Raw genomic sequence first — 26,470 nt, 5'->3', positions numbered from 1 at the left:
ATGGTGTCACGTCCCCGGCACGGACTGTCCCTCTGCGCAGGCGGCGGAGGCCTTGATCTGGGCCTCATGCTCGCCGAGCCCGGCTATCACACCCGCGCCTTCGTCGAATGGGAGGACTGGCCAAGGGCGGTCCTCATCGCCGCCCAGCGCGCCGGATACTTCGACCCGGCCCCGATCTGGACCGACCTGCGCAGCTTCGACGCCCGGCCATTCCGCGGCGCCTTCGACACCGTCCTCGCCGGATACCCTTGCCAGCCCTTCAGCGCGGCCGGGAAACGCGGCGGCGCCGATGATCCTCGCCACCTCTGGCCCGATGTCGCGCGGGTCATCGGCGAGTGCCGCCCGGAATGGGTCTTCCTCGAAAACGTCGCCGGTCACGTCACCCTCGGGCTTGAGACCGTCCTGCGAGAGCTTTGGGGCATGGGCTACACGCCTGCGGCGGGCCTGTTCTCGGCGGCAGAAGTCGGCGCGCCGCACGAGCGGCTGCGGATCTTCATCCTGGCCCACACCGATGAGCCTGCACCCCGGCACCGGCCACTACAACCCGGCCGGGAACAGCGACTTCACCCGCAAGGCCGAGGCGCTGGCGCTGGGCATCGCGAAGGCCCTGCCGAACCAGTGGCCGACTCCGGCAGCGCAGAACTGGAAGGGCAGTTCCGAGGCCAGCATCACCCGCACCGACGGCAAGTCCCGGATGGACCTGCTGCACTACCGGGCGGAGCAGGGCTTCACCCGCCCGGCCCCAGTGACCTTGCCGGATGGGCCGCGGTCCTTGCCGCACGCCCCGATCTCGCGCCCGCTCTGGGCTTCGATGATTGCCTCGCATGGGCGCGTCGTCTCGCGGCGAATCCTGAAGAGCCGGTCGCGGCGGCGGCTGAACCCGCTCTTCGTCGGATGGCTGATGGGCTGGCCCATCGGGCACGCTCTCTGCGACTGCTCGGCAACGGACCTCGCGGGCTCTCTCGAACCATGGCGTTCGCCCGCTCGAACCCTCTGGCAGCAGCACATGCGTGGCGCTCTCTCGCAGCTGCCCATGGCCTCGGGCCCGTGGATCTGGCGGCCGATGGATGCCGCCCAGCGCCCGGCGCAGATGGATTTCCTTGAAGGATTGCAGCCATGAGTTTCCACGGCCGCGTCAGCGGCACCAGGGTGAAGCGCGCGCTGGGCGTGCAGGCCGCGCTGGAATGGGCGTTCCGGGTTGAACAGGCGCAGCTGGAACTGCCCCTTCCACCCGACGTCACCGAGGAGGGCTTCGGCTTTGGCCTGGAATACGTCCTGCTGCAGCGCGCCGTGCTGGGCTGCAAGATCGACGGCGGACAGCACAAGATCGGCGGCTACACCCACGAGGACGCCGAGGTGATCGCGGCCACCGTCGCCGGGATCCCTGACAGCCTCGGTGGCAAGCGCATGGCGATCCGCGTCGCCGAACTGGCCCGCGCCGGGCTGACCCCGGACTGGATGCCCGGCGCCGTCCCGCGATGCGTGCCGACCATCGTCAAGCAGAACCAGCACGGCACGCATGCGGGCGCCATCGTCGTGGGCACAGAGCGCATCCGCGTGCGTGGCGCGGGCGCGCGTGCCACATGGAAGACCGTCGACCTCCTGGCCTGCCCGGTCACGTTCTCCCCCCACCCGCAGCAGATCGAGGCCGCCCGACGCGGATATGACGATTGGTGGCAGGCGCTGGGCTGGATCCGTGAGGGACTGATCGCGGGCGGGATGCTGCGCGAGGTCGAGGTGACGGCGGTGATGCCGAAGGCGCGGCCGTGGAAATCGCGTGACGGTCGATGACCGTCACGCATTCAATCACTTGATCACTTTGTCTATGAACCCCAGCGTATTCGCGTTCTCGAGCAAAGTGCGCACTTTGCTTCGGTCGAGGCCATTTGGAACCTCGGCATCGATCTCGAGCTTCAGTGTCACCTCGCTGCCGGGCAGCACAGTAAGCTGCTCGATAATCGCCTCTACGATCTGACGCATCTCGTGTGCTGGCCGGTCTGCGGAGATCATGACCGTCCCGATGAACCGCGTCGGATCACGTTCGGGCTGCACAACAGCTGCCGTTGGCTTCAGGCCGGTCTGTTCTGCTGCAGCTTTCGTCGGTGTCTGCGCCGGTTCCGATGGCGCGACAGCGGCCGCTGCGGTTTCGAGCGCCTGCTTTTCCGCCACCTCTGGCTTCACGATCACGCTGTCGGAGTCGATGACCACCGGGGCATTCGCGGCATTCTGCAGAACGAGGCCGATGTAGCGGCCGCTCTTCTCGTCCCATCGTTCCGCATAGGCGAATGGACCAGGCACCATTGCGCCGACAGCCGCGCGCACGGCCTTGATCAGGACGTTCCGATCCTTGACCCGTGGCAGGTAGATGTAGCGGTTCAGGTATTCCCAGAGATCCCTGAGCGACAGATGGCCTTTTCCATTCCAGATGTACTTCTGCAGTTCGCGGTCGAGGCGAGCCGGACCAAGCTCCGGCAGCAAGCCCTCGTCGCTGGCCAGTTTCTTACTGGCACGGGACAGAAGTCCATCCTGAGCCGGAACCTTCGACGCGATCCATTCGACATCAGCCTGCGCACCATCCTGCATCGGATACAGGAGGTAGCACCAGGTCTCCTTGAGCCGCGTCTTTACCGTCTCGGCCGCCTCGGCAACTTTGGCCTTGGCCAGCGCGCTGTCGCGCTGGGTGAGGTTCAGCCTATCCGTGTCCTTGACGATCCCCGCCCAGGCAAGGGACGAGCGCATGGCCTCCTTCAGCCCGTCGAGCTGGCGTGACTCCGCCGCGAGGAAGACGAGCATGTTCCGATAGACCCGCGGTGTAGAGCCGCGCTGAAGCAGAATATCCTTGGCCTCTGCCATGGCATCGGAGTTCTCGCGGCCGGTGTGCGGGTGAGCGACGCCAAGCACGACGGCACGAACGCCACCGGCTTCGTCGGGAACGTCTGCAGAACTGCTGGGCGCGACCTGCACGGTGTCGAAATGCCCGCGGTCGCCCAAACCGTTGATGTAGGTCGCCAGCGCTTTGTCGATTTCCAGCAGGACCAGCGGCTCTTCAATCTGCCCGGCCCGGTCGGCCGCCAACCGATTCAGACTGGCAGACATCGAATACCAATATCGGCCGAGATCGCCATGCATGAACCTGGCGTTGTTCGCGAGACGGCGGAGGGCATCGCCGAAGATGGCGGGACGTTCACCGGGTTGAACCACGCCAAGATTGATCTGGCGATCATCGAGGCCCTTGTTGTCTTGCCCATGGGTCGGCGCGGTTCCCATGAAGATCGCCCGAGCCACACGGCGGGTGGCCGAGTAGCGGTTAAGGTTCGGGGCGGATTGGTCAATCCGGTAGGGCGTCGAGTTCGGCCCATCGACGTCGCCCGCGATGATCGACTGCCACGAGACGTCGAGGTAATGCAGCAATTCGGGTTCGACGCGCGCCGAGCTGATGGAAACGCTGCCCGGCATGATCATCACCGAGGGGTCATTGTTCATCCACAACTCGTGGATCACCTGAGCCATCAACCGCAGCACGCCACGGGTGCGCTGGAATTTCTCCAGTGAACCCCAGCTGGTGTAGAGCTGATCGAACAACTCCGGGTGGATCGGATACGCCTTCTCCAGCTTCCGGCGATAGTCCTCACCCTCGCAGTTCTGCGGAAACTCGTTCGGGCTGTCGCGATACATCTTCGCGAACTGCTTCAAGGTGTTGTCGCGATGGTGGAACTTGTCGCCCGGGATTTCCTTGAACAGCCGCCGACGGACGATCTCGTAGCTTTCCTCCTGGTCGGCCGGGCGCCAGCCGGTCTCGACCCGGCTGAAGGTCTGCTTCAGGCGCGACAGCGCCTCCTGGCCACCTTCCCCGCCGACCTCGATCTGCGACGCGGGCAGCGATGCCACCAGCAGCGTTCCGGGGCTGGCCTTCACCGCCTCGGTCAGCGACTGCACGAAGGACAGGTTTGAGTCGAACGAGCCCGACGGCAGTCCTTCCACCTTGTAGATCTGGCGCAGGTAGGCGACCCATTCATCGATCAGGATCAGCGATGGCGCGCATTGCCGGAACAGCTCTTCCAGCAGGTTTGACCCTGGCGCAATGCCGTTGGCGTCGTTCTCGGCCACCAGCGCATAGCCCGCCTCGCCCCCAAGCTGGAACGCCAGTTCCCCCCAGGTCGTGCGGATCGGCCGCCCGTAATCCTTCTGCCGCTTGGCCGCATCCGAAGGCCCGTAGGACGTGCCCACCAGCACCGCCCGGTTCACCTTGCCCGGCACAGACAGCCCTTCACGCGACAACAGCTGGTCAAGCCCCGGCAAATCCTCGACCGGCGTACCGCCCGCCATGTGGTAGAGCGCCAGCATCGAGTGGGTCTTGCCGCCCCCGAAGTTCGTCTGCAACTCCACCACCGGATCACCGCCGGTGCCAGACAGCCGCTTCGCCGCGCCGATCAGCAGGGTCGACAGGCCGGAGGTCAGGTAGGTGCGCGAGAAGAACTCGGTCGGGTTGCGGTATTCTGACGGCGCGCTGCCGTTGTGCACCTTGGCGAGGTCGGCCGCGAACTCGGCCTGCTGGAACTCCCCCGTCGCGACGTCCCGGTGCGGCTCTACCACCTCGCGCCACGGCAGCAGACCCGCCACCGTCTCGACCGAGATGTCGGACCGCTGGCTCTTCTTCCGCTCCTCGTTGCGCTGCAATTCGGTGAACTTGGTGCGCAGGATCGTGTCGCGCATCTTGCCCAGCTGGTCCGCCACGTCCGAGGCGCTGATCGCCTCCATCAGCCGCCGCATGCTGTCCAGCGCGCGTTCTGCATCGTCATAGGTGAAGGTCTCGTTGTGCGACAGCTTGTTGCGCACATCGACCAGCTCGTTGACGATCGACCGCTCGGCCCGCCCCAGAACGGTCTTGAACGCCTCCATCCAGAAGCGGTCCATCGCGTTGAGCAGCGCCGCCTGGTCCCAACCGACCTTGCCCTGACTGTTCGGCCGCAGGCCCGGAATCTTCTCCAGAACCTGAACCTGCCAATGCCCCTGCAACGAGGCTTCGAGCCGCCGTTCGACAAAGGGGATCAGCGCCTCGGGCAGCAATTCCATGCCCTCGAACACATACTGGCGCGTGCTTTTTGCCATGGCTCTACCCCTTAAACCTCAAATCTCATCTGACCGCTTCGGTTGGTCAGCGGCGCGGTGGCGGCTTCGCGGGTCAGGTCAGTCCAGTCCGCAATCAGCGCGTTGTAGGCGGTCGCCTCCTTCGCGTCGCCCCGCTTTTCGCAAATGTTGTAAAGCACATAGGCCAGGTCGCGCACGTCATCCGCCTTCGGGCCGAACTTCTTCAACATCACCGCCGCCTCATAGCCGATCCCGTATTTCTCGTGCAGCCGCACCAGATGCTGGCAGCATTCCCAGACGGTCAGGTGGCCATCGGCATCCGGCTCCCACTCCGCATCCATCTCGTCACGCTTCAGGATGCGCACCTTTCCGGCGGCGCTTTCCACGATCCCGGCATGCTTCACGCTTTCGACCGAGATGCCGCGCGCCGTGGCGATGTTGTTCGCTGTGCCATAGTCGCCCGCCTTCAACCCGTTCTGTTCGAACCAGGTGATGGCAAAACGGGTGTCGGCGTCGAACTCGCCCTGGATGCCGCCAAGGTATTCGTCGAGCTCGCGGTTGATCAGCTGCAGCGCGGCCTTCACCGTCATCGGGCTGTCGTCGGATTCCAGCACCGCCTTGTAGCGCGAGAAGACGCCCATGCCGGGGCCGATAGCCGATTGCGGCATGTCGGCCGGGGCGATGTTGGCGGCCTGAAGCTCCCCGATGGCCGGGGGCAGTTCGCGCTTCAGGGCGCGGATAAATTCTGCCCGGGTGATGACCTCGGCCGAGGCTTCCTTCTTGCGGCAGACGAGGACGACCGAGTTGGCGAGGGCGTTGGTGCCCGAAGCGATCATGCGGTTTGCCATCTCGGTGCGCATGGGCCATGTTCCGACGACGGCATAGCCAGCTTCGACCACCGCTTGCAGAAATGTGGCCCAACCGGTGGAGCTGATACCTTCCTGGTCAATTTCGCTTTGCTTGAAAGCGTAGTAGATCGTTGCGGGATAATCGTCTGAAGACTGCGTCGCCATCCCGGCAATCGCCCGACTCATTCCCTCCAGAAAAAAGACTTCCGCGGCGACTCGTCCGCCATGTCGATGCGCAGTAGCCACCAACTCCTCTCCTTTCGGCGTGGCCAAGACCGCAAAAAGCTCAGGATAAATCTCCCTTAAAGCTGGTTTGAGCCAACAAAAGAAGAAGTCAGAGAGATCGGCATAGCCGATGTTATCGTAGTATGGTGGGTCAGTAGAAATAACTGTGCCACTTGGGTATTTTACCGTTTGCGCATCAGCATTTACTTCGAATCCAGTGGCCGCAGGGCAAAATCTGTCAATTACCTTAACTATGCTACCTAAACTGGTTCGAAAATCACCGGCAGCATCCGCAAAAGCGTTATTCTCGCCAAAATCCCAAATCATCGGGATAGCCTGCCGACCGAACAGATTTCGCACTTGAGTTTTGGAGGTTTCCCATCTGCACAAAGAGTTTTGGATGTCGGACAAGCGGCTCACACCGAAGCCCAAATAGACGCCAACAGCTTCGGCATAGGCTCTTGCTCCAACTCCCCCTTGATTTAGGCCTCCTTCGTCTTTGTCTAATCCGCTCGCGACAGCATCGCTCTCAACTCGCGCCCTCACTTCATGAATAAGATCGCTCAGGGTGCTCAGGAGGACCAATTGCCTATTCGTAAAAAGGTCTCCAAAGTTTGTTAGCCCATATTCGACAACATTAGTGCGGCCTGGCCAGTGGGATATATTCAAGTCAGGACGGTAGGTTGGGTGAATTGCCTGCGCCAGTGCGCTTTGGGTTTCATCTGGAGGGAGGAAGAACCGGCCCTTTGGTCCGCTGACAACGATAGCCATAAGCCGCTGTCCCATCCCACCCTTCTTGGCCATGTCACGAACATACTTGAACGGCATTGCCGCGCCCGAGACCAAGCACTTGGCTCCGGCGCGGCTCACCGTGCCAGATTGTTCTTCATAAATGTGCCCAGAAGACTTTGATCGTATCTCAAAGTGGTAGTCCTTTCCGCGGATGACTGGCTTTATCCAAACCTCTTCGCCCTTCTTGGTGGAAAGGTCAAAGCTACTTACCAACGGGACCTGCACATCCGCAAACGCGGGGTCCGGGCTTGGAACTGTCCGTGCCCAAAGCCACGCGATGACCGTTCCTTTCCCGCCCCCATACTCCTTCGGCAGGTCCACTTGCGGGTAAAGATGCCCGATGCGCTCCCATGCCTTCTCGCGCATCCATTCGCCGTAGTATTTCACATCCTCGGCCAGCCCTTCGGCGTTGCGGTAGAACGACCGCTCCTTGATGCCGGGGTGGATGGGGGGCATGTCCTTGAACTTGGGCGGGATCTCGATCATCGCCTTGCCGATCATCACCGCCACCGGGTTCAGGTCGGACCCATAGGCAGGCAGGCCCAGCCGCTGCGCCTCGAGCGGGATCGACCCGCCGCCTGAAAACGGGTCATAGACCGGCGGCAGCACACCACCGCACGACCGCCGGATTTCCGCCCGCGCGCGTTCCAGCACCTCTTCGTTGGTCGAGTTTTCCCACTTCACCAGGTCCTCAATGATGGCAAACAGCCGCTGCCGCTCGCGCTCCTGATCCTCATGGGTGGGGAACTGGTCGGGGTGGCTGGAGGGATCGTCCACCAGCTGCGCAAACAAAACCGCCCGACATGCCGCCAATGGCCGCCGCGCCCACCACAGATGCAAGGTGCTGGGGTGCCCATGCCGGATCGACTTCTCCCGCGCCGAGGCGGCGTTGATGGCCTCAAGCGGGATGGCGACTTCGATCAGTTTCTTCTTGTAGGGTTGGGTCATACGAGTGCCTTTACCGCTTCATCGTTTGCCAAGGCATCGGTCACTTGTTGATCAAGAGCGACCCAGATAACAGCACCGCTTTTGTGTTGGTATCGGACGGGCCGGTGAAGGCGAACTGCGCTGGACATTATCCACGCGTGGCGATGCTTGGAGAACTTTCCGGCAAGGAAGATGTCGGACGGAATATGATGCTTGTCGACGTTGTCGATCATCTTCTGATCAGATAGCGGCCCGTCAGCTCCGACCATTTTGGCGACGCCAACCACATGGCCACTGCCTTTCTTGATCAGGCCAATCCAGCCGCGCTGCTTTGCGGATGTACTGCGCATTTCCCAGATCTTGGTGCCATTCATGATCTTGGTGATCCAAGGTTCATCGATGATCAGCGCTTTGTCGATTCTCAATTGGGCACCTCTGCCCGCTCCAGCAGGCGCTTCAAGTTGAATTGGATGGCTGTGTGCTCGAACGAGGGTTCGTGGTCTGACAGCGCGCCCCGCACATACCGTGGTTCCTGCGCGTAGCCACTCTCGATCTGAACGATGGCCAGGATGTATTTACCGGGTTCATGCAGAGACGTGATGATTTCCTGTCGCGTCAGCATGACCGTGTCAGCACCATCGATCCTGCCCTTGACCTCGATGAAGCGCAGATGCCCAGACTTGGGATCGAACGAGGAGATGTCGTAGCCCACCTTCTGCGCCGACACATCGGACGGCTCGTTGCCCAACGCCCGCTCGGCCTTGATGACCGCCTTCATGGCCTTCAATTCGCTGATCCGCCGGGCCTCCGCGTCTTCGGCAAAGCCGCTGGCCTTGGCCCCGCCTGCAACAGCAGCCTTCGCCAACAGCAGCCCCTTCGGCACGACGACCATGCCACCCCGCACTCGCGGCGGCTGGGCGGAGATGAAGCGTTCCTTCTCCAGCAGCTCCATCCTGCGTTTCAGACGGTCGGCTAAGTCCTCGGCCCGGCGCTCTGCGTTCTGCCAGTTCAGGCGGGTCTTCTTCCCAGCCTTTTCGTCCTCGCGCAGTTCGGCGGCGCGGTTGTCCCAGAAGTTGATCTCCTTCTTCAGGCGGGCCTTTACCTCCTGCTCGACCTTGGCGACCTCGGGCAGGCGTCGTGCCTTCACTTCGGCCACATGGCTCTGGGCGAGATCGACGGTGGCGAAGCGGATCGCCGCCTTTTCCAGGTCGTTCCGCAGCCAGTCCTCGTGCAGCTTGTCGGAGACCAGCGCGATTTCCTCTGCCGTGGCAGGCCGAAGGTTCAGGTGGGGGGCGATCCCCGCATTCGCCGCTTTCCCTGTCTTGTCGATCGAAGCGAACTGCAGCTTTTCCGAGATGATGTGGGGTTTGCCGGTGCTGGTTGGGCGGCCGTCCTGGACGCTGTGTTCCAGCAAGAAAATGGCAGACAAGTCCTGGCCGAGGTCGGTTTCGTCGACCATGACCGCACCCTGCTTCATCAGGTGGTCGTACTGTTCGCGCACAATGCTGATGACAGCTTCAAGCAATGGGTGGCCAGGGCAGACGAACGTTGCCACGGGCTGCTGGTTCACCTTGCCCTTCTCGAAGCAGATGCGTTCATACTTCTTCTGAACCGGAGACCCTGTCCCAATCTGCCGGTCACGTTCGCGGATGCTGACCGGGACATGGGTGATCTCCCACCGCCCCTCTTCCCGCGGCTTGATCTGACCACCGAGGCGCTTGAACGCCTCGACGAAGAAGCTCTGGATATGGTGCGGCTGCAGGCGCTGGGCCTCAGCGCGTTCCATGTCGATGCGGATTTCCTGCACCTTGGCGGCAGGCATCGTGTCATTGGTCAGCGCCCGACGGGCTAGAAGATCGAGCAGGTGCTGCTGATCGACTGCACCATCGACGGCCTGGAATAGCCGGGCCTTCACATCGGGTTGCTCGCCATACTGGATCGCCTCGAACAACAGATCCTTCAGCGCCGTGCCGTCGAACAGCTCGCCGAGGACGTCATAGACCCGACCACCTAGCGCCTCGCGTGCTGCTTCCAGCTTTTCCAGAAGCCGGGCGTAGACCTCACCCTCGCGCGTGTCGGCCGCGACAAGGTTCCAGAGATGGCAGACCTCGGTCTGGCCGATCCGGTGGATACGGCCGAACCGCTGCTCAATCTTGTTCGGGTTCCAGGGGAGGTCGTAGTTCACCATCAGGTGGCCACGCTGGAGGTTAACACCTTCACCAGCCGCGTCGTTCGCGATCAACACCAGCATGTCACGGTCCTGCATGAACCGCTCGACAATCTTCCTCCGATCCTCGCGGGATACGCCGCCATGGATCACCTCGACCGCATCGGCGCGGCCAAGACGCGACCTTACGCGATCATGCAGGTAGTAGAGGGTGTCCTTCGGCTCGGTGAAGATGATCAGCTTGCGGCGGTTGCCGTGCGAGTCGACCATCAGCTCATCATCGAGGATGCGGTTCAGCTGCGACCACTTGGTGTCTTGGCCAGAGCTGAGAACGCCCAGCGCCATTCGTTCAAGGCCTTGCAGCGTTTCGACCTCAAGGGCGAGCTGATCGACGGTTTCGGCCGTGGTCGCGGTCGTGGAAATCCGATCCTCGATGTCGTCGATCTCGTCCTGGCCAAGTTCCTCCAGGTTCTGCAGGGCGTCATCCGGCACGTCCGGGGTATCGAAACCGGATCTCTTGCCGCGGACCATCAGGCGCGCCTCGGCTAGTTCAGCTTCCAGCCGTTCGCGCCGCCTTTTCAGGGACTGGTAGATCGCGGCCGGTGAGGATGCGAGGCGGCGCTGTAGGATTTGAAGGGCAAAGCCGACGTTGTTCCGTTTCTTACCATCCTCGGCCGCAAAGCGCTGGACCCGGTTCATCTCGTTGCGGACGTACTCGGTCACGGCAGCGTAAAGCGCGGCCTCTTCAGGCGACAGTTCGTACTTGACGGTATAGGCACGGCGCTCCGGGAAGAGCGGGCGGCCATCGAAGCGCAGCAGTTCTTCTTTCGTCAGGCGCCGCATCATGTCGGCGGTATCCGCGTAATGCACGCCATCACGGAACCGACCCTCGAACCGGTCACCATCCAGCAGCGCCATGAACAGCTGGAAATCTTGCTCATGCCCATTGTGAGGGGTCGCCGACATCAGAAGCAGGTGGCGGCAGGATTCGCCGAGTTTCTGACCGACGCGATACCGCTTGGTATACTTGGCTTCACCACCGAAATAGGTCGCGGACATGCGGTGGGCTTCGTCACAGATGATCAGATCCCACTCCGCCGCCTGTGCCAGCTTGTCCTGCAGTTCCTCATTCCGAGCCAGAACATCAAGCCGGGCGATCAGTCGATTGCGGTCGCTGAACGGATTTCCGGACCGGGAGTTTTCGATCATGTCACGGGTCAGGATATCGAATTCCAGCCCGAATTTCTCTCCAAGTTCATCCTGCCACTGCTCAACCAGGCTACCGGGGGCCACGACGAGGCACCGTTCCAGATCGCTGCGGGCGATCAATTCCTTGATCAACAATCCTGCCATGATGGTTTTGCCAGCACCCGGATCGTCGGCCAGAAGAAAACGCAACGGCTGGCGCGGCAGCATTTCGCCATAGACGGCAGAAATCTGGTGAGGAAGCGGATCAACCAGGCTGGTATGAATGGCGAGATAGGGGTCGAAGTAATGCGCTAGCTTTATCCGATTGGCCTCAGTGACAAGGCGCAAGAGATCACCATCGGCATCGAAGGACCATGCCCGGCCGCGGGCATCCAGTTCAATTCGGGCCTGATCATCACGATACAGGGTTGTTTCAGCAACACCGCCACCGGGCACGCGATAGACAAGGTTTATTGCCTGATCCCCAATCCACTCGACAGTAACAACCTCGACGGGCTGGCCTGGAACGACGCCACGCAATTGAGCGCCATTCTTGATATCTTCCAGAACCGTCATCTTCCCTCCGCCCACTTGCACCGGGATCGAATCGGTGCAGCACTCCAGTCTACTCGAAACGCATGGCCAAACAGCCTGAAAGCCCAGCAATTTCTATCAGATGGACGTTAGACGCCGATGCATCCGGGAACAAGCGGCGACCGCCGCCGAAAGCCGACGATCTGGAGGCTGACCACGCCTCTCAACCCACCGATCGTGCACCCTCCCCCCTTCTCTGGTTCCTCCCCGGCCCTGAACGTATGCGGGGGGGCGCAGCGCGGCGGTTCGCTAGCGTGAGGCATTTTCACCGGGGAAGCCAGGCGGAAGCCACCTTGCGACCCGGAGCCGAAAATCTTGAGTCAGATCAGCGGCTTGCGGAATCACGATCTGGCCACGGTGGATCCCCGGCGGGAAGCCAGGGAAGCCACCTCCGGGGAAGCCAGGTGGCCGGAAGCCACCCCGGAACGCCAATTCATTAGAAGCCGTTGAATCCGCTTCACTTTTCGGGTTGACAGACCTGCCCCCATTGACCTACCCCTTGATCATCGAAGCATTGCGCCCGGAGGACCCCCCTCGCGGGCGCTTTTCATTTCCCTCCCCCACATCCCGAGCCCCATCCCATGGACCTCGTCTTCGCGCCGAGCCAGATCGAAACCTGGCCGATTGCCCGGCTGCGCCCCTATGCCCGCAATGCCAAGATGCATGGCGACGACCAGGTCGCCAAGATCGCCGCCAGCATGGCGAAGTTCGGCTGGACCGTGCCTTGCATGGTGGCCGACGACGGCGAGCTGATCGCCGGGCATGGCCGGGTCCTGGCGGCCGCGATGCTGGGGCTGACCGAGGTGCCGGTGATCCGGCTCAGCCATCTCGACGAGGCGGAACGCCGGGCGTACCGGATCGCCGACAACAAGCTCACGGAGCTCGGCGAATGGGACGAAGCCCTGCTGCGCGACGAGATCGCTGGGCTCTTGGCCGAGGATTTCGACCTTTCGCTCCTGGGCATCAGCGATGAAGATCTGGACGCCCTGCTGCGGGATTCGGAGGCGCTGGGCGGCGATGGCCCGGTCGACGGCGAGGACGATGTTCCGGACCTGCCGGTCACGCCGGTGTCGGTGCCAGGCGACTTGTGGCTGCTGGGCGCGCACCGGCTGATCTGCGGCGACAGCACCGCGGCCGATGTGGTCGGGCGGCTGCTGGGCGATGTGCGCCCCCTGTTGATGGTCACCGATCCACCCTATGGCGTGGAGTACGATCCCTCCTGGCGCAACCAGGCGGGCGCGGCCAAGACCAAACGCACCGGCAAGGTGCTGAACGACGACCGGGCCGACTGGCGCGAGGCTTGGGCACTGTTCCCGGGCGACGTCGCTTATGTCTGGCACGGGGCGTTGCATGCCGCCACCGTGGCGGACAGCCTGGTGGCCGCTGGCTTCGCCATCCGGTCGCAGATCATCTGGGCCAAGGACCGGCTGGTGCTCAGCCGGGGCGATTACCACTGGCAGCACGAACCCTGCTGGTATGCGGTGCGTGCCAAGGGCAAGGGTCACTGGGCAGGGGACCGCAAGCAGACGACGCTTTGGGCCATCGCCAACCGGGATCAGGACGCTGACACGGTGCACGGCACGCAGAAGCCGGTGGAATGCATGCGCCGCCCGATCCTGAACAACTCCAGCCCCGGTCAGGCTGTCTATGAACCGTTCATGGGTTCGGGCACGACGCTGATCGCGGCCGAAACCACGGGCCGGGTCTGCCTCGGCGTGGAACTGAACCCGGCCTATGTCGATGTCGCCATCGAGCGCTGGCAGTCCTTCACCGGTCAGGAGGCTGTTCTGGCGGAAACCGGCGAGACCTTCGCCGTGCTCAAGGCGAAGCGGCTCGCAGCATGAACGCGCCCCTCCTGCCCGGCCGGATCGAGCATTGGCCGCTGGCCCGCCTCCGCCCCTATGCCCGCAACGCCAAGACCCATGATTCTGATCAGGTCACGAAAATCGCCGCCAGCATGGCCGAATTCGGCTGGACGGTCCCTTGCCTTGTCGCCGCCGATGGGGAACTGATTGCAGGCCATGGCCGCATCCTGGCCGCAGCCCAGCTCGGGCTGGCAGAGGCGCCAGTCATCGTGCTGGGCCATCTGACCGAGGCGCAGCGCCGGGCCTACCGGATCGCCGACAACAAGCTGACCGAACTGGGCGGGTGGGACGAGGCGCTTCTGCTTGAGGAACTGCGCGGGCTGATGGCCGAGGACTTCGACCTCGGGCTGATCGGCATCCCCGAGGACGAACTGGACGCGCTGCTGAACGATGCCGACGACCGCGCGCCCATCGACGATGACGCCGCCGACACGATCCCCGAGGCCCCGGCCGAGCCGATCACCCGGCTGGGCGATATCTGGGCGCTGGGCGATCACCGGCTGATCTGCGGCGATGCGACCAACCCCGCCGTGGTGGCGCGACTGATGGACGGCGCGCAGGCCGCGCTGATGTTCACCTCCCCGCCCTACGCCCAGCAGCGCGACTATGGCGCGGCGAAGGAGAAGGTCGGCGATTGGGATGCGCTGATGCAGGGCGTCTTTTCCGCAGCGCCCGTCACCGCCGATGCCCAGCTTCTGGTGAACCTCGGCCTCGTCCATCGGGACGGTGAGTGGGTCCCGTACTGGCAGGGCTGGGTCGACTGGATGCGGACGCAGGGCTGGCGGCGGTTCGGCTGGTATGTCTGGGACCAGGGGCCCGGCCTGCCGGGCGACTGGAATGGGCGGCTGGCTCCGTCGCACGAGTTCATTTTCCACTTCAACCGCCAGCCGCGGAAGCCGAACAAGACCGTGGAGAGCAAGCACGCAGGCGAAACCCTCGGCGGCGGCGGCCTGCGCGGGGCGGACGGCACGGTTCATCGCAAGACCGGCTACGGCAACGAGATCCAGAGCCACCGCATCCCGGACAGCGTGTTCCGCATCATGCGCCACAAAGGGGGCTTGGGCGCCGCCGGATCCCACCCGGCCGTGTTCCCCGTGGCGCTGGTCGAGGCGGTGCTGGAGGCCTTCACCGATCCCGGCGACCTCGTGTTCGAACCCTTCTGCGGCTCCGGCACGCAGCTGATCGCCGCCGAACGCACCGGACGGCGCTGCTGCGCGGTCGAACTGGACCCTGCCTATTGCGATGTCGCCGTGCGGCGGTGGGAGATGGCGACGGGGCGGAAGGCATCAAGATCTGGTATCAAAAGCTCTCACCTGATCATCCACGAACCTGACCATCCTTGAAAGCGTATCGGTCAAGTCATGTAACGATTCTTGAGTGACAACATTCAACTCACCAGTTTCTTGGTTCTTTCCGTTTCTATGGACACAGTCGTGGCGTATCTTGATCGCTTCTTGAATTATATCTGCGGCATCACCCTCAGGCAAAATGGTTACGCCCATTCCAATTTGATAAAGGTTTGAAACCTTGGTGATATTGTGAAAGGAAATTGATCGCAGATGTTCTAGCAACTTTTCCTTTGCAAAATCTTCCACGCCGAAAGCGTCCGTCAACTTGAACTGCTTGGTTCCAATCTCGAGGCTCTTTGACCGAAGCAACTTCTCTTGGACCGCTTTGTGACTCAGAACTGCCAGTATCAAAGTGTCAGACAAGAAAACCTCGAGAGCAGTGACACTCTGCGCCAACAGCATTCGCGCTAGCATCTGAGGTTTCGGCTCCAAAGATATCTCAGAGGCCAATGCGGCGACATCATCGATCGTCCGTAGAAAGGCCTTCAGTATTGGCCTAGAAGAGAGCTCTTGTTGCTCGAGCCACTCAAAATAATCATGATCATATTCTTCATAGTCACTGGTCGAACCGCGCGCCGAATTAGCTTTGACAACTACATCTGGATGTTCATCGAGTTCAATCTCGCATGTGAACCAGTCGGTCTTAACCCATCCATCGAAGCTTGAATTACAGCTAAAGCAACGAATGCTTATTGGCAGATGCTCTTCGCCACCGTGTTCGTAGACAACAGGCAAGCTGGTGGTTCCATCCACGTCGTATTCGCAGTTCGGACAACAGAAAGAGACATCGGCCTCCTCCCATTGGGCTTCCTCCATCTCCAACATCAGCTGCTTAGCTCTACCCATTCTAACCTCTTCAGTCAGCAGCCGCGGCGACATCTATACCGGAAAAGATGCACAATAGCGCAGCAATCATCTGAGGATGATACCCCGATACCCAATCTACCTAAAGCTATGTCCGTGTCGCAGGTACACAGAAGAAATGCTTGGCGGGCAACAATAAACTTCGGTCATGGCAACGAAGGACCGCCACCCGGGTGGGGCGGCGGCGCAGTGTGGCATTCATTGAAGGCTCAGCTGGGCAGCCTATACACCGTCCCCCTGCCTTCGACCTTCTCGGCGGCGATGGGCAGACCCAGCTTCTTTTTCAGGGCGCCAGAGATGCAGCCGCGGACGGTATGCGCCAGCCATCCGGTGGCCTCGACCATCTCCGCGACCGTTGCGCCATCGGGGCGCTGGAGCATGGCGATGATCTGCGCCTGCTTGGTGCCAGCGCGGATCGCGACTGGCTTCGCGGCATCGGTGTCGTCGGGCATCTGCACCGGTTTCGGCTTCACCTTTCGCGCACTGGCGACAGCGCTGGCCGCGAGCGGCTCGATCCCGATGGCCTCGAGCCCAGCCTCGGTCGCAATCAGCGTGGTGCCGTGGCCGTCGCCGGTCTCGCGCCACATCGGCTCGCTGCGGCGCAGGTTGGCCTCGACCTCCTCGAGCCAGCCGCGGGCGATCATCTTGCCGACGACCATCTTGGCGGCGGCGCCGACCAGCCCCTCGGGCAGCGGCAGGGCGAGATTGCCGGGCCGGGTCGCAGCTCGGGACAGGATCAGGGATTGGGTATCGGACGGGGTGGTCATCGCGGCCTCCGTGGCTGTGGGCGCGCGGTGTGCGCGCCTTCTACGGAGGCAAGCCCCGTCGTCGGACGGGGCGGCCATCGCGCCGTGTGGGCGCGTCAGGCGGCGTGTTCGCCTTCCTTGAAGGCGCTGTCGGTAATCTGGCGCAGCAGGCCCGCATAGTGCTTCAGCGTGCCAACATGCCCCCAATGAATCTCGTCGGGGTGGGTCTCGAAGTGGTCGTCGCTGAGGGCCTTCAGGCGCTCCAGCATCACGTCGATCTCGGCCTTGGCGGCGATGAAGGCGTCGAGGGCTTTGGAATTGTCGGTGGCGCGGCGGATGGTCATGGCGGGGCGTCCTTCGGTGAGTTGCATCGTTCCGGTGCGAACACCATCGCTCTGTCGGGCGAATGATCGTAGGCAAATCGGAGCAATATCAGTGCTTTCTGATCGCTCCGGTCAGATCAGCCGCATCTCGGCCAGCGCGCGGCTGGCGGCGCCAAGCTGGGCAGTCGGCAGTTCGATCTTGAGGTGCGACAGGACGTCGGATGCCTCGGCCGGGATCCCGCTCTCGCGCAGCGCTTGCTCGATGACCTCGGCGATGGCGTCCGGGCGGCTCAGGTCGAACCCCTCGGGAAGGGCAGAATAGTCGATGCGGATGGTGGTGATGGCCATGGTCATGTCTTTGACCCCCCTCAGCGCCGGGCCGCGGCAAGACCCGCGGAATAGGCCTCAATCAGGGCGGCGCGGATCGACCAGACGGCGACGTCGTGGAAATCCAACCCGTCGCTGTTCCAGGTATCCAGCGTCTCGACGAAGAAGTGGCGCTTCGCGATGTCGAGCATCAGCGCCTCGGGCGCGTTGGGGGTGGGTTTGGCAGTTTTGGTCATGGTTTGGCCTCCGATCCAGGGTGAGTTCCTGATCGCAGAATCGCTCCGGAGGGGGAGACAATCAACGGGAATGATCGTCTTTTCCTGTTTATTTTCAATATCTTGATAGGCTTCACAGCGCCATGAAGGGCATGAGCGAACGCGAGTACGCCGCGCATTCCGGCCTGTCCCGCGGCGGGGTGCAAAAGGCGCGCAAGAACGGGCGGCTGGTGGTTTTCAACGACGGGTCGATCAACGCCGCGGCCTCGGACGTGCGGCGGGCGGAGATGACGGACCCCGACCAGCAGCGCCGGTCCTTGGGTGGGGATGGGTTGGCCAGTGGTGCGGGCGAGACCTCGTCCTACATCAAGGCGCGCACGCTGCTGACGGTCTATGCTGCGCAAGAACGCCAGCTGGCGGTCCAGAAGAAGAAGGGCGCGCTGGTCGACCGCGCGCGGGCGGAAACGCTGGTGTTCCGCCTCGCGCGGCAGGAACGGGATGTCTGGGTGACCTGGCCCGGACGGGTGGCCGCGCTGATGGCGGCGCAGATCATGGCGGAGGTGGAACGGCAATCCGGGGCATCGGTGACGATCGAGACCGCGATCATGCAGAGGGTGCTGGAAGCCCATGTCCGCGAACAGCTCGACGCCCTCGCCGACCTCCGGGTCTCGCTTGCATGATGAGGATGACAACAACGACCTGACCGCGGGTCTCGACCTCGGCTTCGACGGGGCCGAAGACCTGCTCCGGGTCTGGCGACAGGGGCTGCGCCCCGACCCGGACCTGACGGTGTCAGAATGGGCGGATCAACATCGCTGGCTGTCGTCGCGCGGCGCGGCCGAGCCGGGGCGGTATCGCACCGCCCGCGCACCCTATCTGCGCGAGATCATGGATGCGCTGTCGCCCGGCCATCCCGCCCAGCGCATCACCTTCATGAAGGCAGCGCAGGTCGGGGCCACGGAAGCGGGCAACAACTGGATCGGTTTCGTGATCCATCACGCCCCGGGGCCGATGCTGGCGGTTCTGCCGAGCCTCGAACTGGCCAAGCGCACCTCACGCGGCCGTCTTGATCCACTGATCGCGGACAGCCCGGCGCTGCGCGAACGGGTGAACCCGGCCCGGTCGCGTGATGCCGGGAATTCGATGCTGTCGAAGGAGTTTCCAGGCGGCATTCTGGTGCTGACCGGGGCGAATTCGGCGACCGGCCTGCGGTCGATGCCTGCGCGCTATGTCTTCCTCGACGAGGTCGACGCCTATCCGGCCTCGGCCGACGAAGAGGGCGATCCGGTCACGCTGGCGGAAGCGCGGACGACGACCTTCTCGCACCGGCGCAAGGTGTTCATGGTCTCGACGCCCACGATCCGGGGGTTGTCGCGGATCGAGCGGGAATTCGAGGCATCGGACCAGCGGCGCTACTTTGTACCCTGCCCCCACTGCAGCACCATGCAGTGGCTGCAGTTCGACCGGCTGCGCTGGGCCACGGGGAAGCCGGAAACCGCCGCCTATCACTGCGCGGGCTGCGAGAGGCCCATCGCCGAGCACCACAAGACCGAGATGCTGGCCCGCGGGGAGTGGCGGGCGACTGCGGTCTCCAGGGATCCGAAGGCCATCGGCTTCCACCTTTCGGCGCTCTATTCGCCCTTGGGCTGGAAAAGCTGGTCCGACGTCGCGCGGGAGTGGCTGGCGGCCCAAGGGTCGGACGAGACGCTGCGCGCCGCGCGCAACACGCTTCTGGGCGAAACATGGGTCGAAAGCGGCGACGCGCCGGAATGGCAGCGGTTGGCGGATCGGCGGGAGGCTTGGAAGCCGGGCACCGTGCCTGTGGCGGGGCTGTTCCTGACCGCCGGGGCCGACGTCCAGAGGGACCGGATCGAAGTCGACATCTGGGCCTGGGGCCGGGGCATGGAAAGCTGGCTCGTCGATCACATCGTCATCCCGGGCGGGCCTGATGATCCGGCCGCATGGGACAAGCTCACCGCCCTGCTCGGGCGCAGCTGGCAACATGCCAACGGCGCCTTCATGACGGTAGCACGGCTTGGCATCGACACTGGCTACGAGGCTGCGGCGGTCTATGCCTGGTCGCGCAAGGTCGGGTTCGAACAGGTAGCGCCGCTGAAGGGGCTTGAGGGCTTCAACCGGTCAGCGCCGGTCTCGGGGCCGACATATGTCGATGCGACCATCGGCGGGAAACGCCTGCGCCGCGGCGCGCGGCTCTGGTCGGTGGCAACGGCGACCTTCAAGGCAGAGACCTACCGGTTCCTGCGGATCGAGCGCCCGTCGGATGAGGACCGCGCCACCGGAGTGCTCGACGCTCCCGGCACGATCCACCTGCCCGGCTGGGCGGACACCGAATGGCTGAAGCAGCTGGTGGCCGAGCAACTGGTCACGATCCGCAACAAGCGCGGCTATGCCCGTCAGGAATGGCAGAAGATGCGCGAGCGGAACGAGGCGCTGGACTGCCGGGTCTACGCCCGTGCCGCAGCGTGGATCCTCGGCGCCGACCGGTGGGACGAGGCGACATGGCGGCGGCTGGAAGCGCAAGCGGGCGTGGAAACGCGCATGCCCACGGCCACCGCAACCGACAGTGCCACGCAAGACCCGGCCCAGCCAAAGGCCGGAACCCTGACCACGCCACGCCGAAAACGGCGAGCCTACACCCCGAACTTCATGAGGGACTGATGGACCTGGAACGCATGCAGGCCCTGCTGACCGCGCTGCAGGAAGCCCGCTTCGCGGGGCTGCGCAGCGTCAGCTACGATGGCAAGACCGTGACCTATGGCTCGGACGCCGAACTGGCAGCGGCGATCCGGGATCTGGAGGGCCGGATCGCTACCGCCTCTGCCACACCCCGTCGCCGCCGCTGGGGCACAATCGCCACGAAGGGTCTGTGACCGATGGTCTTCGACGCCTTCCGCGCGCGGCTCGGGTCCATCATCGGTGGGTTCGACGCTGCACAATCCCACCGCCGCATGCGCGGGTTCCGCGCCACCCGCTCGCATGTGAACACGCTGATCGCCGCTTCCGGCGAGACGATCACCGCCCGGGCGCGCTGGCTGGTGCGCAACAACGGCTATGCCGCGAACGCCGTCGACGCCTTCGCGAACCATGTCGTCGGCGACGGAATCAAACCGTCCTCGAAGATCGCGGATGCAGGGAAGAAGGAGGAGCTGCAGAAGCTCTGGCTCGCCTGGACCGACGAGGCCGATGCCGAGGGTCTGACCGATTTCTTCGGCCTGCAGCGGCGGGCCGCGCGCGAGGTGTTCCTGGCGGGCGAGGTCTTCCTGCGCATCCGCACGCGGCGGTCGGAAGACGGGCTGACGGTGCCGATGCAGCTGCAGATGCTCCCCTCGGAAATGCTGCCCCAGGACATGACCCGCGTGCTGCCCGGCGCGGGATCGATCCGGCAGGGGATCGAGTTCGACGGGATCGGGCGGCGCGTGGCCTACCACTTCCTGCGCCGCCATCCGGGCGACATGACCGATCCGGGGCTCATCGGCGAAACCGTCAGGGTTCCAGCCTCGGAGGTGATCCACATCCTGGACCCCGTCGAGGCGGGGCAGCTGCGCGGCGTATCGCGCTTCGCCGCGGCCGTGGTGAAGCTGTTCACCCTCGATCTCTACGACGACGCGGAACTGGAGCGGAAGAAAACCGCGGCGATGTTTGCCATGTTCATCACCTCCCCCGCTCCGGAAACTGCCCTCGATCCGGCCGAAGACGATCTCGAGGTCGAACCCGGTCAGGTGGTGCGCCTTGACCCGGGCGAGGATGTCACCACGCCCTCGACGCCGGATTCCGGGTCCACCTATGAGCCCTTCCAGTACCGCACACTCCTTCAGATCGGCGCCGCGCTGGGCGTGCCCTATGGGTATCTGACCGGTGACACGGCGAAGGGGAACTTCTCGAACACCCGGATCGCGCTTGTCGACTTTCGCCGCCGCATCTCGGCCTTCCAGCATTCGGTTATGGTCTATCAGCTCTGCCGCGCGGTCTGGACCCGCTGGATGGATATGGCCGTACTGGCGGGCGCCATCGACCTGCCGGGCTATGCCAGCGACCGGCGCGCTTACCTCGCCTGCGACTGGCTTCCCACGAAATGGGACTGGATCGACCCGGCCAAGGATGCCGCGGCCGAGATCCTGCAGATCGAGGCGGGCCTGAAATCTCGCACACAGGCCATCGCCGAGCGGGGATACGACGCCGAGCAGGTCGACCGGGAAATTGCTGCGGAACGGAAACGCGAGGCGGAACTGGGTCTGGACTTCCGGCGGCCGGGGTCGCCCGCGCAGGCGGCGGGTGGCGGCACTGGGCCGGGTGATGCCGAGGGCCAGCAGGAAAATCGGCAGGACGGCAGCAATCAGGATGACGACGGCGAGAACCGGGAACCAAGGCCTGCGGAGGACGCATGATGCACCACACCCAGATCGCCCAGCGAGTCTTCAACACACCGCTGATGGTCGATCCCGCAAAGGCGCTGGCCTTCCTGACCGGGCTTGGCCCCCGGATCGTTGGGCGGGAAATCAGCGTCGAGGGGCTGGAGATTGCGGCCATAGATCGGGATGCGGCCAGCCTGCCCGCGCGCGCCTCTCTCTTCGGCGACGACCTGACCAGCCGCCAGGCGCGCAACGGCGGCCAGCCCTTCGCGGTCGTCGACGGGATCGCGGTGATCGAGATCGCTGGCACGCTGGTGCATCGCGGGGCCTGGATCGGGCAATCCTCCGGTCTGACCTCCTATGAAGGGATCGCGGCCCAGCTGCAGGCGGCCGTCACCGATCCCGCCATCCGCGGCATTGCCCTCGACATCGACAGCTTTGGGGGCGAGGTGGCCGGTGCCTTCGATCTGGCGGATCGCATCCGCGCAGCGCGTCAGGTCAAGCCTGTGCAGGCTTTCGTCGCCGATCACGCCCTCTCGGCCGCCTATGCGCTGGCCTCACAGGCCGACCGGATCATCCTGCCCCGCACCGGCGCCGTTGGCAGCATCGGTGTCGTGGCCATGCACAGCGACATGAGCGGGGCGCTCGACCAGAAGGGCATTGCCGTCACGCTGATCCATGCCGGGGCCCGCAAGGTCGATGCGAACCCGTATCAGCCGCTGCCTGAGGCCGTCCGCGCCCGGATCGCGGGCGAGCTGGAAGACCTCCGCCAACTCTTCGCCGAGACCGTCGCCGAAGGGCGCGGCCGCCGCCTCGACACGCTTCAGGCGCTCGCCACTGAGGCCGCCGTCTTCCGCGGCGAGGCGGCGATCTTCGCCGGTCTCGCCGACGAGGTCGCCGATCCCGTCACCGCCTTCCGCGCTTTCGCCGCCGCACCCCGCGGCACATCCACCCTCACATCCACCCCCAAAGGAAAGGGCCCGATGATGACCACCGCCCCCGAAGACCATGCGCAGCCCACGGCCGCTACCCCGCCGGAACCGGCCGCGCCCGCGGCAGTCGCACCGCCGCAAACCGCGGCGGCCGACATGTCGCCCGAAGCGATCAGGGCCGAAGCGGCCGAGGTCGCTCAGGTCTGCGCGCAGGCCGCCCGGCTCGGCATCCAGATCGACGCCGCCGATGCGGTCGCAAAGGGCGTGAAGCCGGAAGCCCTGCGCACCAAGGTCCTGGCCGATCTCGCCGCCCGCAGTGATGCCGCGGGCATCATCGCCTCCGCCCCGGCGGCTGGCGCGAAGGAAAGCCCCATCGTGGCGGCCGCGAAGAAATCGGCCGCCGCCTCGCGCTGATCACTGCGCCCACCACTACCGCGCCCGCGTTGGGCGCCCCCTTTCCCCAACATCCTGGAGTCTGAACCATGCCCGTCCTGACGGAACCGCCCAGCATGGGCGATGTCCTCAAATATGAGGTCAACCCGAACTACACCCGCGAGGTGATCACCGTGCTCGCGGGCATGCCCTATCCCGTGGGCGCCGTCCTCGGCCGCATCACCGCCAGTGGCAAATACAAGCTGGCAACCAGCGGCGGCACCGATGGCGCGCAGACTGCCTCGGCCGTCCTGCTCTATGCCGTCGATGCCACGCTGGCGGACGCCACCGGCATTGTTGTCGCCCGCGGCCCGGCCATCGTCTCGCGCGCTGGCCTCGCCTACGACGCCACCGTCGATGACGCGGCGAAGATCACCACCAAGATCAGCCAGCTGGCCGCCGCAGGCATCATCGCCCGCGACGGCGTCTGATCCCCCTCATCCCCCGGAGCATCCCCATGACCCTCGTCCGCAATCCCTTCGACGCTGGCGGTTACTCGCTGGCCGAGATGACGCAGGCCATCAACATCCTGCCCAACCTCTACACCCGCCTCGCCCAGATCGGCCTCTTCCGCTTCGAAGGGGTCAGCCAGCGCTCGGTCATCATCGAGCAATACGAAGGCGTCCTGAGCCTCCTTCCCTCCGTCCCCCTTGGCGGACCCGCCACGGTCGGCACCCGGGAAGGCCGGTCCATGCGGTCCTTCGCCCTGCCGTGGATCCCGCATGACGACGTGGTCCTGCCTGCCGACATCCAGGGACAGCCCGCGCTGGGCGGCGCGTTCGATGCTGCCGATCCCCTCGTCGAGGTGATGAACCGCAAGCTGCTGCTGATGCGCCGGAAGCACGCCCAGACCCGCGAATACATGGAAATGAATGCGCTGCGCGGCATCGTGAAGGACGGGGCCGGGACGACCCTCTACAACTACTTCACGGAATTCGGCCTGGCGCAGATCTCGGTGGACTTCGTGCTGGGCACCGCAGGCACCAACGTGCAAGGCAAGGTCCGCGAGGTGCTGCGCGCCATCGAGGACAATCTGCTGGGCGAGGCGATGACCAGCGTCCATGCGCTGGTCAGCCGGGAGTTCTTCGACAAGCTGATCGCGCATCCGAAGACGGAAGAGGCCTACAAGTTCTACGCCTCGACCGGCGCGCAGCCCCTGCGCGAGGATGTCCGCCGCAACTTCCCCTTCGGCGGCATCCTGTTCGAGGAATACTCGGGCACAGTCACCCTCTCGACCAAGGCGACCGAACGGCTGGTCCCGGCGAACGAAGGGATCGCTTTCCCGCTCGGCACGATGGACACCTTCACGACCTATGGCGGCCCGGCGAACCTCCTGGAAACCGCCAACACCATCGGCCTGCCGCTCTATGCCCGCCAGCATCTGGACGAGAAGGGTCGCTGGATCGACGTCATGACCGAGGCCTCGATCCTGCCGGTCAACAAGCGGCCCCGGCTGGCGATCCGCCTGCACACGTCGAACTGATGGACACGACCCATGTCCGTCTTTGCCGCTGCCATGGACCGCATCTTCACCCAGGCTGACATGGCGGTTCCGGCCCTCTGGATCTCGGCCACCACCTCCGAGGAACGCCCGATCCGCATCATCCGCCGCGCACCCGACCGCCTCACCGACTTCGGCGCGGGGCGCTTCGTCAGCGACACGACGGTGGTCGACGTGCGTGTGGCCGACCTGCCTGCCCCGCGCCCGGGCGACATGATCGTCATCGGTGCCGACAGCCATGTCATCCAGGGAGAACCCCTGCGCGACCGGGAACGGCTGATCTGGACCCTCGACCTGCGCCCGGCGTGATCCGATGAAACTGAAGCTCACCATCGATCCTGACCTCGCCGCCCTGATGCAGGTGGAAATCGCTGCCGGGGAAAAGGCCGTCACCATCGCCATGCGCGAGGCGGGCGCGGGCCTCAAATCCGCCTGGCGCGGCCAGATCACCGGCGCGGGGCTCGGCACCCGGCTCGGCAACTCGATCCGGCTGGCCACCTATCCCAAGGGCGGCGAAAGCCTGAACGCCGCGGCGCTGGTCTGGTCGAATGCCCCGGTGATCGTCGGCGCGCATGACACGGGGCCGCTGATCCGGTCGCGCAACGGCTTCTGGCTGGCGATTCCCACCGCCGCCGCAGGCAAGTCCACCCGCGGCGGCCGCATTACCCCCGGCGAATGGGAACGCCGCACGGGGCTGCGCCTGCGGTTGATCTACCGCCGCCGCGGCCCGAGCCTGCTGGTGGCCGAGGGGCGGTTGAACAGCAAAGGGCGCGCCGTGGCATCCCGCGCGAAGACCGGTCGCGGGCTGACCACTGTGCCGATCTTCCTCCTCGTGCCGCAGGTCAAGCTGCGCAAGCGACTGGATCTGGCGCGGGATGCCGAGCGGGCCATCGATGGCGTGCCGGGGCGGATCGTGGCAGGGTGGGTTGAAACACGATCTTGACGGGGCTTGTCGACACGGAAGACCGATTGGCATATATTGCCAATGATACGCAGGGAGATTCCCATGGCCACCCGGAACGTCGTCCTGACAGAAGCGCAATCCGACCTCGTCGACCGTCTGGTCTCGACCGGCCGGTATCAGAACGCCTCGGAGGCCCTGCGCGCCGGGCTGCGCCTTCTCGAGCGCGAAGAGGCGGAGATGACCGAACTGCGTGCACGCCTGACGGCTGGTCTGGACGAGGCCCGACGTGGTGATCTGGCCGAGGGCAGTGGCGAAGATGCCATCCGTCGGGCATTTGCCGCTGCGCGTACAAATACCTGATGCCGAAACCCTGGCGTCTGACAAGGCAGGCGGAGGCCTCGCTGATCGAGATTGCCCGCTGGACCATCGAGACCTTTGGTCCACGACAGGCGGCGGCGTATGAGGACGACCTGATCTCCACCTGTCGCGAGATCGCCGCGGGCACCGCCCTGTCACAGGATTGCCGTCGGCTCATCGACCCCGCCTTGGCCGAGGACCTGCGCTTCGCGCGGGCAGGCCAGCATTTCGTGGTCTTCGTCGAAAACCCAGAGCAGGTGATTATTGTCGATTTCCTGCACAGCCGCGCCGACCTGCCGCGACGGCTGGCCAACCTGCCGCTGCCGAAAGGCGGCGGGGAACACTGACCCGGGCATGATCCCGGTAGAGGGACGCATCACGACAGGATGGGTGACAGATTCGGACAGGGACCTATACCGAAATCGGCGAGTTCGCTTGATGGCTGAAATCTGCATA

Annotated in this window: 24 protein-coding genes and 1 pseudogene; 16 read left to right on the top strand and 9 right to left on the bottom strand. The window is 64.4% G+C overall.

The genetic code is table 11. The features are described from left to right. The 3 genes and pseudogenes from FOA17_RS19995 to FOA17_RS00930 form a co-directional block, all read left to right on the top strand. A pseudogene (locus tag FOA17_RS19995) lies at positions 1–468 on the top strand (DNA cytosine methyltransferase); the annotation flags it as partial. A 43-nt stretch (positions 469–511) separates the two neighbouring features. After that, the gene (locus FOA17_RS19990) at positions 512–1,120 is read left to right on the top strand and encodes a DNA methyltransferase (protein ID WP_238991681.1); all 609 of its coding nucleotides are present in this window, start codon (positions 512–514) and stop codon (positions 1,118–1,120) included. After that, positions 1,117–1,791: a hypothetical protein gene (locus FOA17_RS00930; protein WP_149139642.1), complete on the top strand. Its 675-nt coding sequence runs from the start codon at positions 1,117–1,119 to the stop codon at positions 1,789–1,791. The genes FOA17_RS19990 and FOA17_RS00930 overlap by 4 nt, the downstream gene beginning before the upstream one ends. 15 nt (positions 1,792–1,806) lie before the next feature. Here FOA17_RS00930 and FOA17_RS00925 read toward each other — a convergent pair whose 3' ends face one another. Genes FOA17_RS00925 through FOA17_RS00910 form a run of 4 tightly spaced genes read right to left on the bottom strand, consistent with a single transcriptional unit; the run spans position 1,807 to position 11,811 of the window. Beyond that, on the bottom strand, positions 1,807–5,109 hold the full coding sequence (locus FOA17_RS00925; RefSeq protein ID WP_149139641.1) for a DUF499 domain-containing protein: 3,303 nt from the start codon (positions 5,107–5,109) through the stop codon (positions 1,807–1,809). An 11-nt stretch (positions 5,110–5,120) separates the two neighbouring features. After that, positions 5,121–7,901, bottom strand: a complete 2,781-nt coding sequence (locus FOA17_RS00920) for a DUF1156 domain-containing protein (protein ID WP_149139640.1) — start codon at positions 7,899–7,901, stop codon at positions 5,121–5,123. Beyond that, positions 7,898–8,305, bottom strand: a complete 408-nt coding sequence (locus FOA17_RS00915) for a hypothetical protein (protein ID WP_149139639.1) — start codon at positions 8,303–8,305, stop codon at positions 7,898–7,900. The genes FOA17_RS00920 and FOA17_RS00915 overlap by 4 nt, the downstream gene beginning before the upstream one ends. Then, positions 8,302–11,811, bottom strand: a complete 3,510-nt coding sequence (locus FOA17_RS00910) for a helicase-related protein (RefSeq protein ID WP_149139638.1) — start codon at positions 11,809–11,811, stop codon at positions 8,302–8,304. The genes FOA17_RS00915 and FOA17_RS00910 overlap by 4 nt, the downstream gene beginning before the upstream one ends. A gap of 599 nt (positions 11,812–12,410) precedes the next feature. On the opposite strand from FOA17_RS00910, the gene FOA17_RS00905 reads away from it, so the two are divergent. Beyond that, positions 12,411–13,673 carry a site-specific DNA-methyltransferase gene (locus FOA17_RS00905; RefSeq protein WP_149139637.1) on the top strand — a complete coding sequence of 421 codons (1,263 nt, stop codon included), beginning with the start codon at positions 12,411–12,413 and terminating at the stop codon, positions 13,671–13,673. Beyond that, on the top strand, positions 13,670–15,037 hold the full coding sequence (locus tag FOA17_RS00900) for a site-specific DNA-methyltransferase (RefSeq protein ID WP_149139636.1): 1,368 nt from the start codon (positions 13,670–13,672) through the stop codon (positions 15,035–15,037). The genes FOA17_RS00905 and FOA17_RS00900 overlap by 4 nt, the downstream gene beginning before the upstream one ends. Here FOA17_RS00900 and FOA17_RS00895 read toward each other — a convergent pair. The 5 genes from FOA17_RS00895 to FOA17_RS00875 form a co-directional block, all read right to left on the bottom strand. Next, a complete protein-coding gene (locus FOA17_RS00895; RefSeq protein WP_203232240.1) occupies positions 14,981–15,922 on the bottom strand; it encodes a hypothetical protein in 942 nt (313 codons plus the stop codon). The genes FOA17_RS00900 and FOA17_RS00895 overlap by 57 nt on opposite strands. A gap of 194 nt (positions 15,923–16,116) precedes the next feature. After that, on the bottom strand, positions 16,117–16,674 hold the full coding sequence (locus FOA17_RS00890; RefSeq protein ID WP_149139634.1) for a DUF3489 domain-containing protein: 558 nt from the start codon (positions 16,672–16,674) through the stop codon (positions 16,117–16,119). Between the two features lie 95 nt (positions 16,675–16,769). Then, positions 16,770–16,997 carry a hypothetical protein gene (locus FOA17_RS00885; protein ID WP_149139653.1) on the bottom strand — a complete coding sequence of 76 codons (228 nt, stop codon included), beginning with the start codon at positions 16,995–16,997 and terminating at the stop codon, positions 16,770–16,772. Between the two features lie 111 nt (positions 16,998–17,108). Continuing rightward, entirely contained in the window at positions 17,109–17,330 is a 222-nt protein-coding gene (locus FOA17_RS00880) for a hypothetical protein (protein ID WP_201744254.1), read from the bottom strand. 14 nt (positions 17,331–17,344) lie between these two features. Continuing rightward, positions 17,345–17,539 carry a DUF6900 domain-containing protein gene (locus FOA17_RS00875; RefSeq protein WP_149139633.1) on the bottom strand — a complete coding sequence of 65 codons (195 nt, stop codon included), beginning with the start codon at positions 17,537–17,539 and terminating at the stop codon, positions 17,345–17,347. 122 nt (positions 17,540–17,661) lie between these two features. Here FOA17_RS00875 and FOA17_RS00870 point away from each other — a divergent pair, with 122 nt between their 5' ends. The 11 genes from FOA17_RS00870 to FOA17_RS00820 all read left to right on the top strand — a co-directional run bounded on the left by FOA17_RS00870 (position 17,662) and on the right by FOA17_RS00820 (position 26,361). Then, positions 17,662–18,198, top strand: coding sequence for a hypothetical protein (locus FOA17_RS00870; RefSeq protein WP_149139632.1), 537 nt, complete (start codon positions 17,662–17,664; stop codon positions 18,196–18,198). Further along, positions 18,146–20,197, top strand: a complete 2,052-nt coding sequence (locus tag FOA17_RS00865) for a phage terminase large subunit family protein (protein WP_149139631.1) — start codon at positions 18,146–18,148, stop codon at positions 20,195–20,197. Before FOA17_RS00870 ends, FOA17_RS00865 begins: the two co-directional genes overlap by 53 nt. Beyond that, a complete protein-coding gene (locus tag FOA17_RS00860) occupies positions 20,197–20,409 on the top strand; it encodes a phage head-tail joining protein (protein WP_149139630.1) in 213 nt (70 codons plus the stop codon). The genes FOA17_RS00865 and FOA17_RS00860 overlap by 1 nt, the downstream gene beginning before the upstream one ends. A gap of 3 nt (positions 20,410–20,412) precedes the next feature. Next, entirely contained in the window at positions 20,413–21,924 is a 1,512-nt protein-coding gene (locus tag FOA17_RS00855) for a phage portal protein (protein ID WP_149139629.1), read from the top strand. Next, positions 21,924–23,234 carry a S49 family peptidase gene (locus FOA17_RS00850; protein ID WP_149139628.1) on the top strand — a complete coding sequence of 437 codons (1,311 nt, stop codon included), beginning with the start codon at positions 21,924–21,926 and terminating at the stop codon, positions 23,232–23,234. Before FOA17_RS00855 ends, FOA17_RS00850 begins: the two co-directional genes overlap by 1 nt. Positions 23,235–23,302: 68 nt before the next feature. Beyond that, entirely contained in the window at positions 23,303–23,683 is a 381-nt protein-coding gene (locus tag FOA17_RS00845) for a head decoration protein (protein ID WP_149139627.1), read from the top strand. A gap of 26 nt (positions 23,684–23,709) precedes the next feature. After that, positions 23,710–24,735, top strand: coding sequence for a major capsid protein (locus FOA17_RS00840; protein WP_074556081.1), 1,026 nt, complete (start codon positions 23,710–23,712; stop codon positions 24,733–24,735). 12 nt (positions 24,736–24,747) lie between these two features. Continuing rightward, a complete protein-coding gene (locus FOA17_RS00835; protein WP_149139626.1) occupies positions 24,748–25,062 on the top strand; it encodes a head-tail joining protein in 315 nt (104 codons plus the stop codon). A gap of 4 nt (positions 25,063–25,066) precedes the next feature. Then, on the top strand, positions 25,067–25,696 hold the full coding sequence (locus FOA17_RS00830) for a DUF6441 family protein (protein ID WP_149139625.1): 630 nt from the start codon (positions 25,067–25,069) through the stop codon (positions 25,694–25,696). Between the two features lie 63 nt (positions 25,697–25,759). Next, on the top strand, positions 25,760–26,017 hold the full coding sequence (locus FOA17_RS00825) for a type II toxin-antitoxin system ParD family antitoxin (RefSeq protein ID WP_149139624.1): 258 nt from the start codon (positions 25,760–25,762) through the stop codon (positions 26,015–26,017). Beyond that, positions 26,017–26,361: a type II toxin-antitoxin system RelE/ParE family toxin gene (locus tag FOA17_RS00820; RefSeq protein WP_149139623.1), complete on the top strand. Its 345-nt coding sequence runs from the start codon at positions 26,017–26,019 to the stop codon at positions 26,359–26,361. Before FOA17_RS00825 ends, FOA17_RS00820 begins: the two co-directional genes overlap by 1 nt. The last annotated feature ends 109 nt before the right edge of the window (positions 26,362–26,470 follow it).

Origin of the sequence: Gemmobacter caeruleus, from assembly GCF_008271655.1 — a bacterium.
GTDB classification, from domain to species: domain Bacteria; phylum Pseudomonadota; class Alphaproteobacteria; order Rhodobacterales; family Rhodobacteraceae; genus Gemmobacter; species Gemmobacter caeruleus.
This window is presented reverse-complemented; position numbering and strand designations above follow the sequence as displayed.

Coding starts and splice junctions, on each gene's coding strand:
- FOA17_RS19990 (WP_238991681.1), top strand. CDS start 512: ATGAGCCTGCACCCCGGCACCGGCCACTACAACCCGGCCGGGAACAGC.
- FOA17_RS00930 (WP_149139642.1), top strand. CDS start 1,117: ATGAGTTTCCACGGCCGCGTCAGCGGCACCAGGGTGAAGCGCGCGCTG.
- FOA17_RS00925 (WP_149139641.1), bottom strand. CDS start 5,109: ATGGCAAAAAGCACGCGCCAGTATGTGTTCGAGGGCATGGAATTGCTG.
- FOA17_RS00920 (WP_149139640.1), bottom strand. CDS start 7,901: ATGACCCAACCCTACAAGAAGAAACTGATCGAAGTCGCCATCCCGCTT.
- FOA17_RS00910 (WP_149139638.1), bottom strand. CDS start 11,811: ATGACGGTTCTGGAAGATATCAAGAATGGCGCTCAATTGCGTGGCGTC.
- FOA17_RS00905 (WP_149139637.1), top strand. CDS start 12,411: ATGGACCTCGTCTTCGCGCCGAGCCAGATCGAAACCTGGCCGATTGCC.
- FOA17_RS00900 (WP_149139636.1), top strand. CDS start 13,670: ATGAACGCGCCCCTCCTGCCCGGCCGGATCGAGCATTGGCCGCTGGCC.
- FOA17_RS00895 (WP_203232240.1), bottom strand. CDS start 15,922: ATGTCGCCGCGGCTGCTGACTGAAGAGGTTAGAATGGGTAGAGCTAAG.
- FOA17_RS00890 (WP_149139634.1), bottom strand. CDS start 16,674: ATGACCACCCCGTCCGATACCCAATCCCTGATCCTGTCCCGAGCTGCG.
- FOA17_RS00885 (WP_149139653.1), bottom strand. CDS start 16,997: ATGACCATCCGCCGCGCCACCGACAATTCCAAAGCCCTCGACGCCTTC.
- FOA17_RS00880 (WP_201744254.1), bottom strand. CDS start 17,330: ATGACCATGGCCATCACCACCATCCGCATCGACTATTCTGCCCTTCCC.
- FOA17_RS00875 (WP_149139633.1), bottom strand. CDS start 17,539: ATGACCAAAACTGCCAAACCCACCCCCAACGCGCCCGAGGCGCTGATG.
- FOA17_RS00870 (WP_149139632.1), top strand. CDS start 17,662: ATGAAGGGCATGAGCGAACGCGAGTACGCCGCGCATTCCGGCCTGTCC.
- FOA17_RS00865 (WP_149139631.1), top strand. CDS start 18,146: ATGTCCGCGAACAGCTCGACGCCCTCGCCGACCTCCGGGTCTCGCTTG.
- FOA17_RS00860 (WP_149139630.1), top strand. CDS start 20,197: ATGGACCTGGAACGCATGCAGGCCCTGCTGACCGCGCTGCAGGAAGCC.
- FOA17_RS00855 (WP_149139629.1), top strand. CDS start 20,413: ATGGTCTTCGACGCCTTCCGCGCGCGGCTCGGGTCCATCATCGGTGGG.
- FOA17_RS00850 (WP_149139628.1), top strand. CDS start 21,924: ATGCACCACACCCAGATCGCCCAGCGAGTCTTCAACACACCGCTGATG.
- FOA17_RS00845 (WP_149139627.1), top strand. CDS start 23,303: ATGCCCGTCCTGACGGAACCGCCCAGCATGGGCGATGTCCTCAAATAT.
- FOA17_RS00840 (WP_074556081.1), top strand. CDS start 23,710: ATGACCCTCGTCCGCAATCCCTTCGACGCTGGCGGTTACTCGCTGGCC.
- FOA17_RS00835 (WP_149139626.1), top strand. CDS start 24,748: ATGTCCGTCTTTGCCGCTGCCATGGACCGCATCTTCACCCAGGCTGAC.
- FOA17_RS00830 (WP_149139625.1), top strand. CDS start 25,067: ATGAAACTGAAGCTCACCATCGATCCTGACCTCGCCGCCCTGATGCAG.
- FOA17_RS00825 (WP_149139624.1), top strand. CDS start 25,760: ATGGCCACCCGGAACGTCGTCCTGACAGAAGCGCAATCCGACCTCGTC.
- FOA17_RS00820 (WP_149139623.1), top strand. CDS start 26,017: ATGCCGAAACCCTGGCGTCTGACAAGGCAGGCGGAGGCCTCGCTGATC.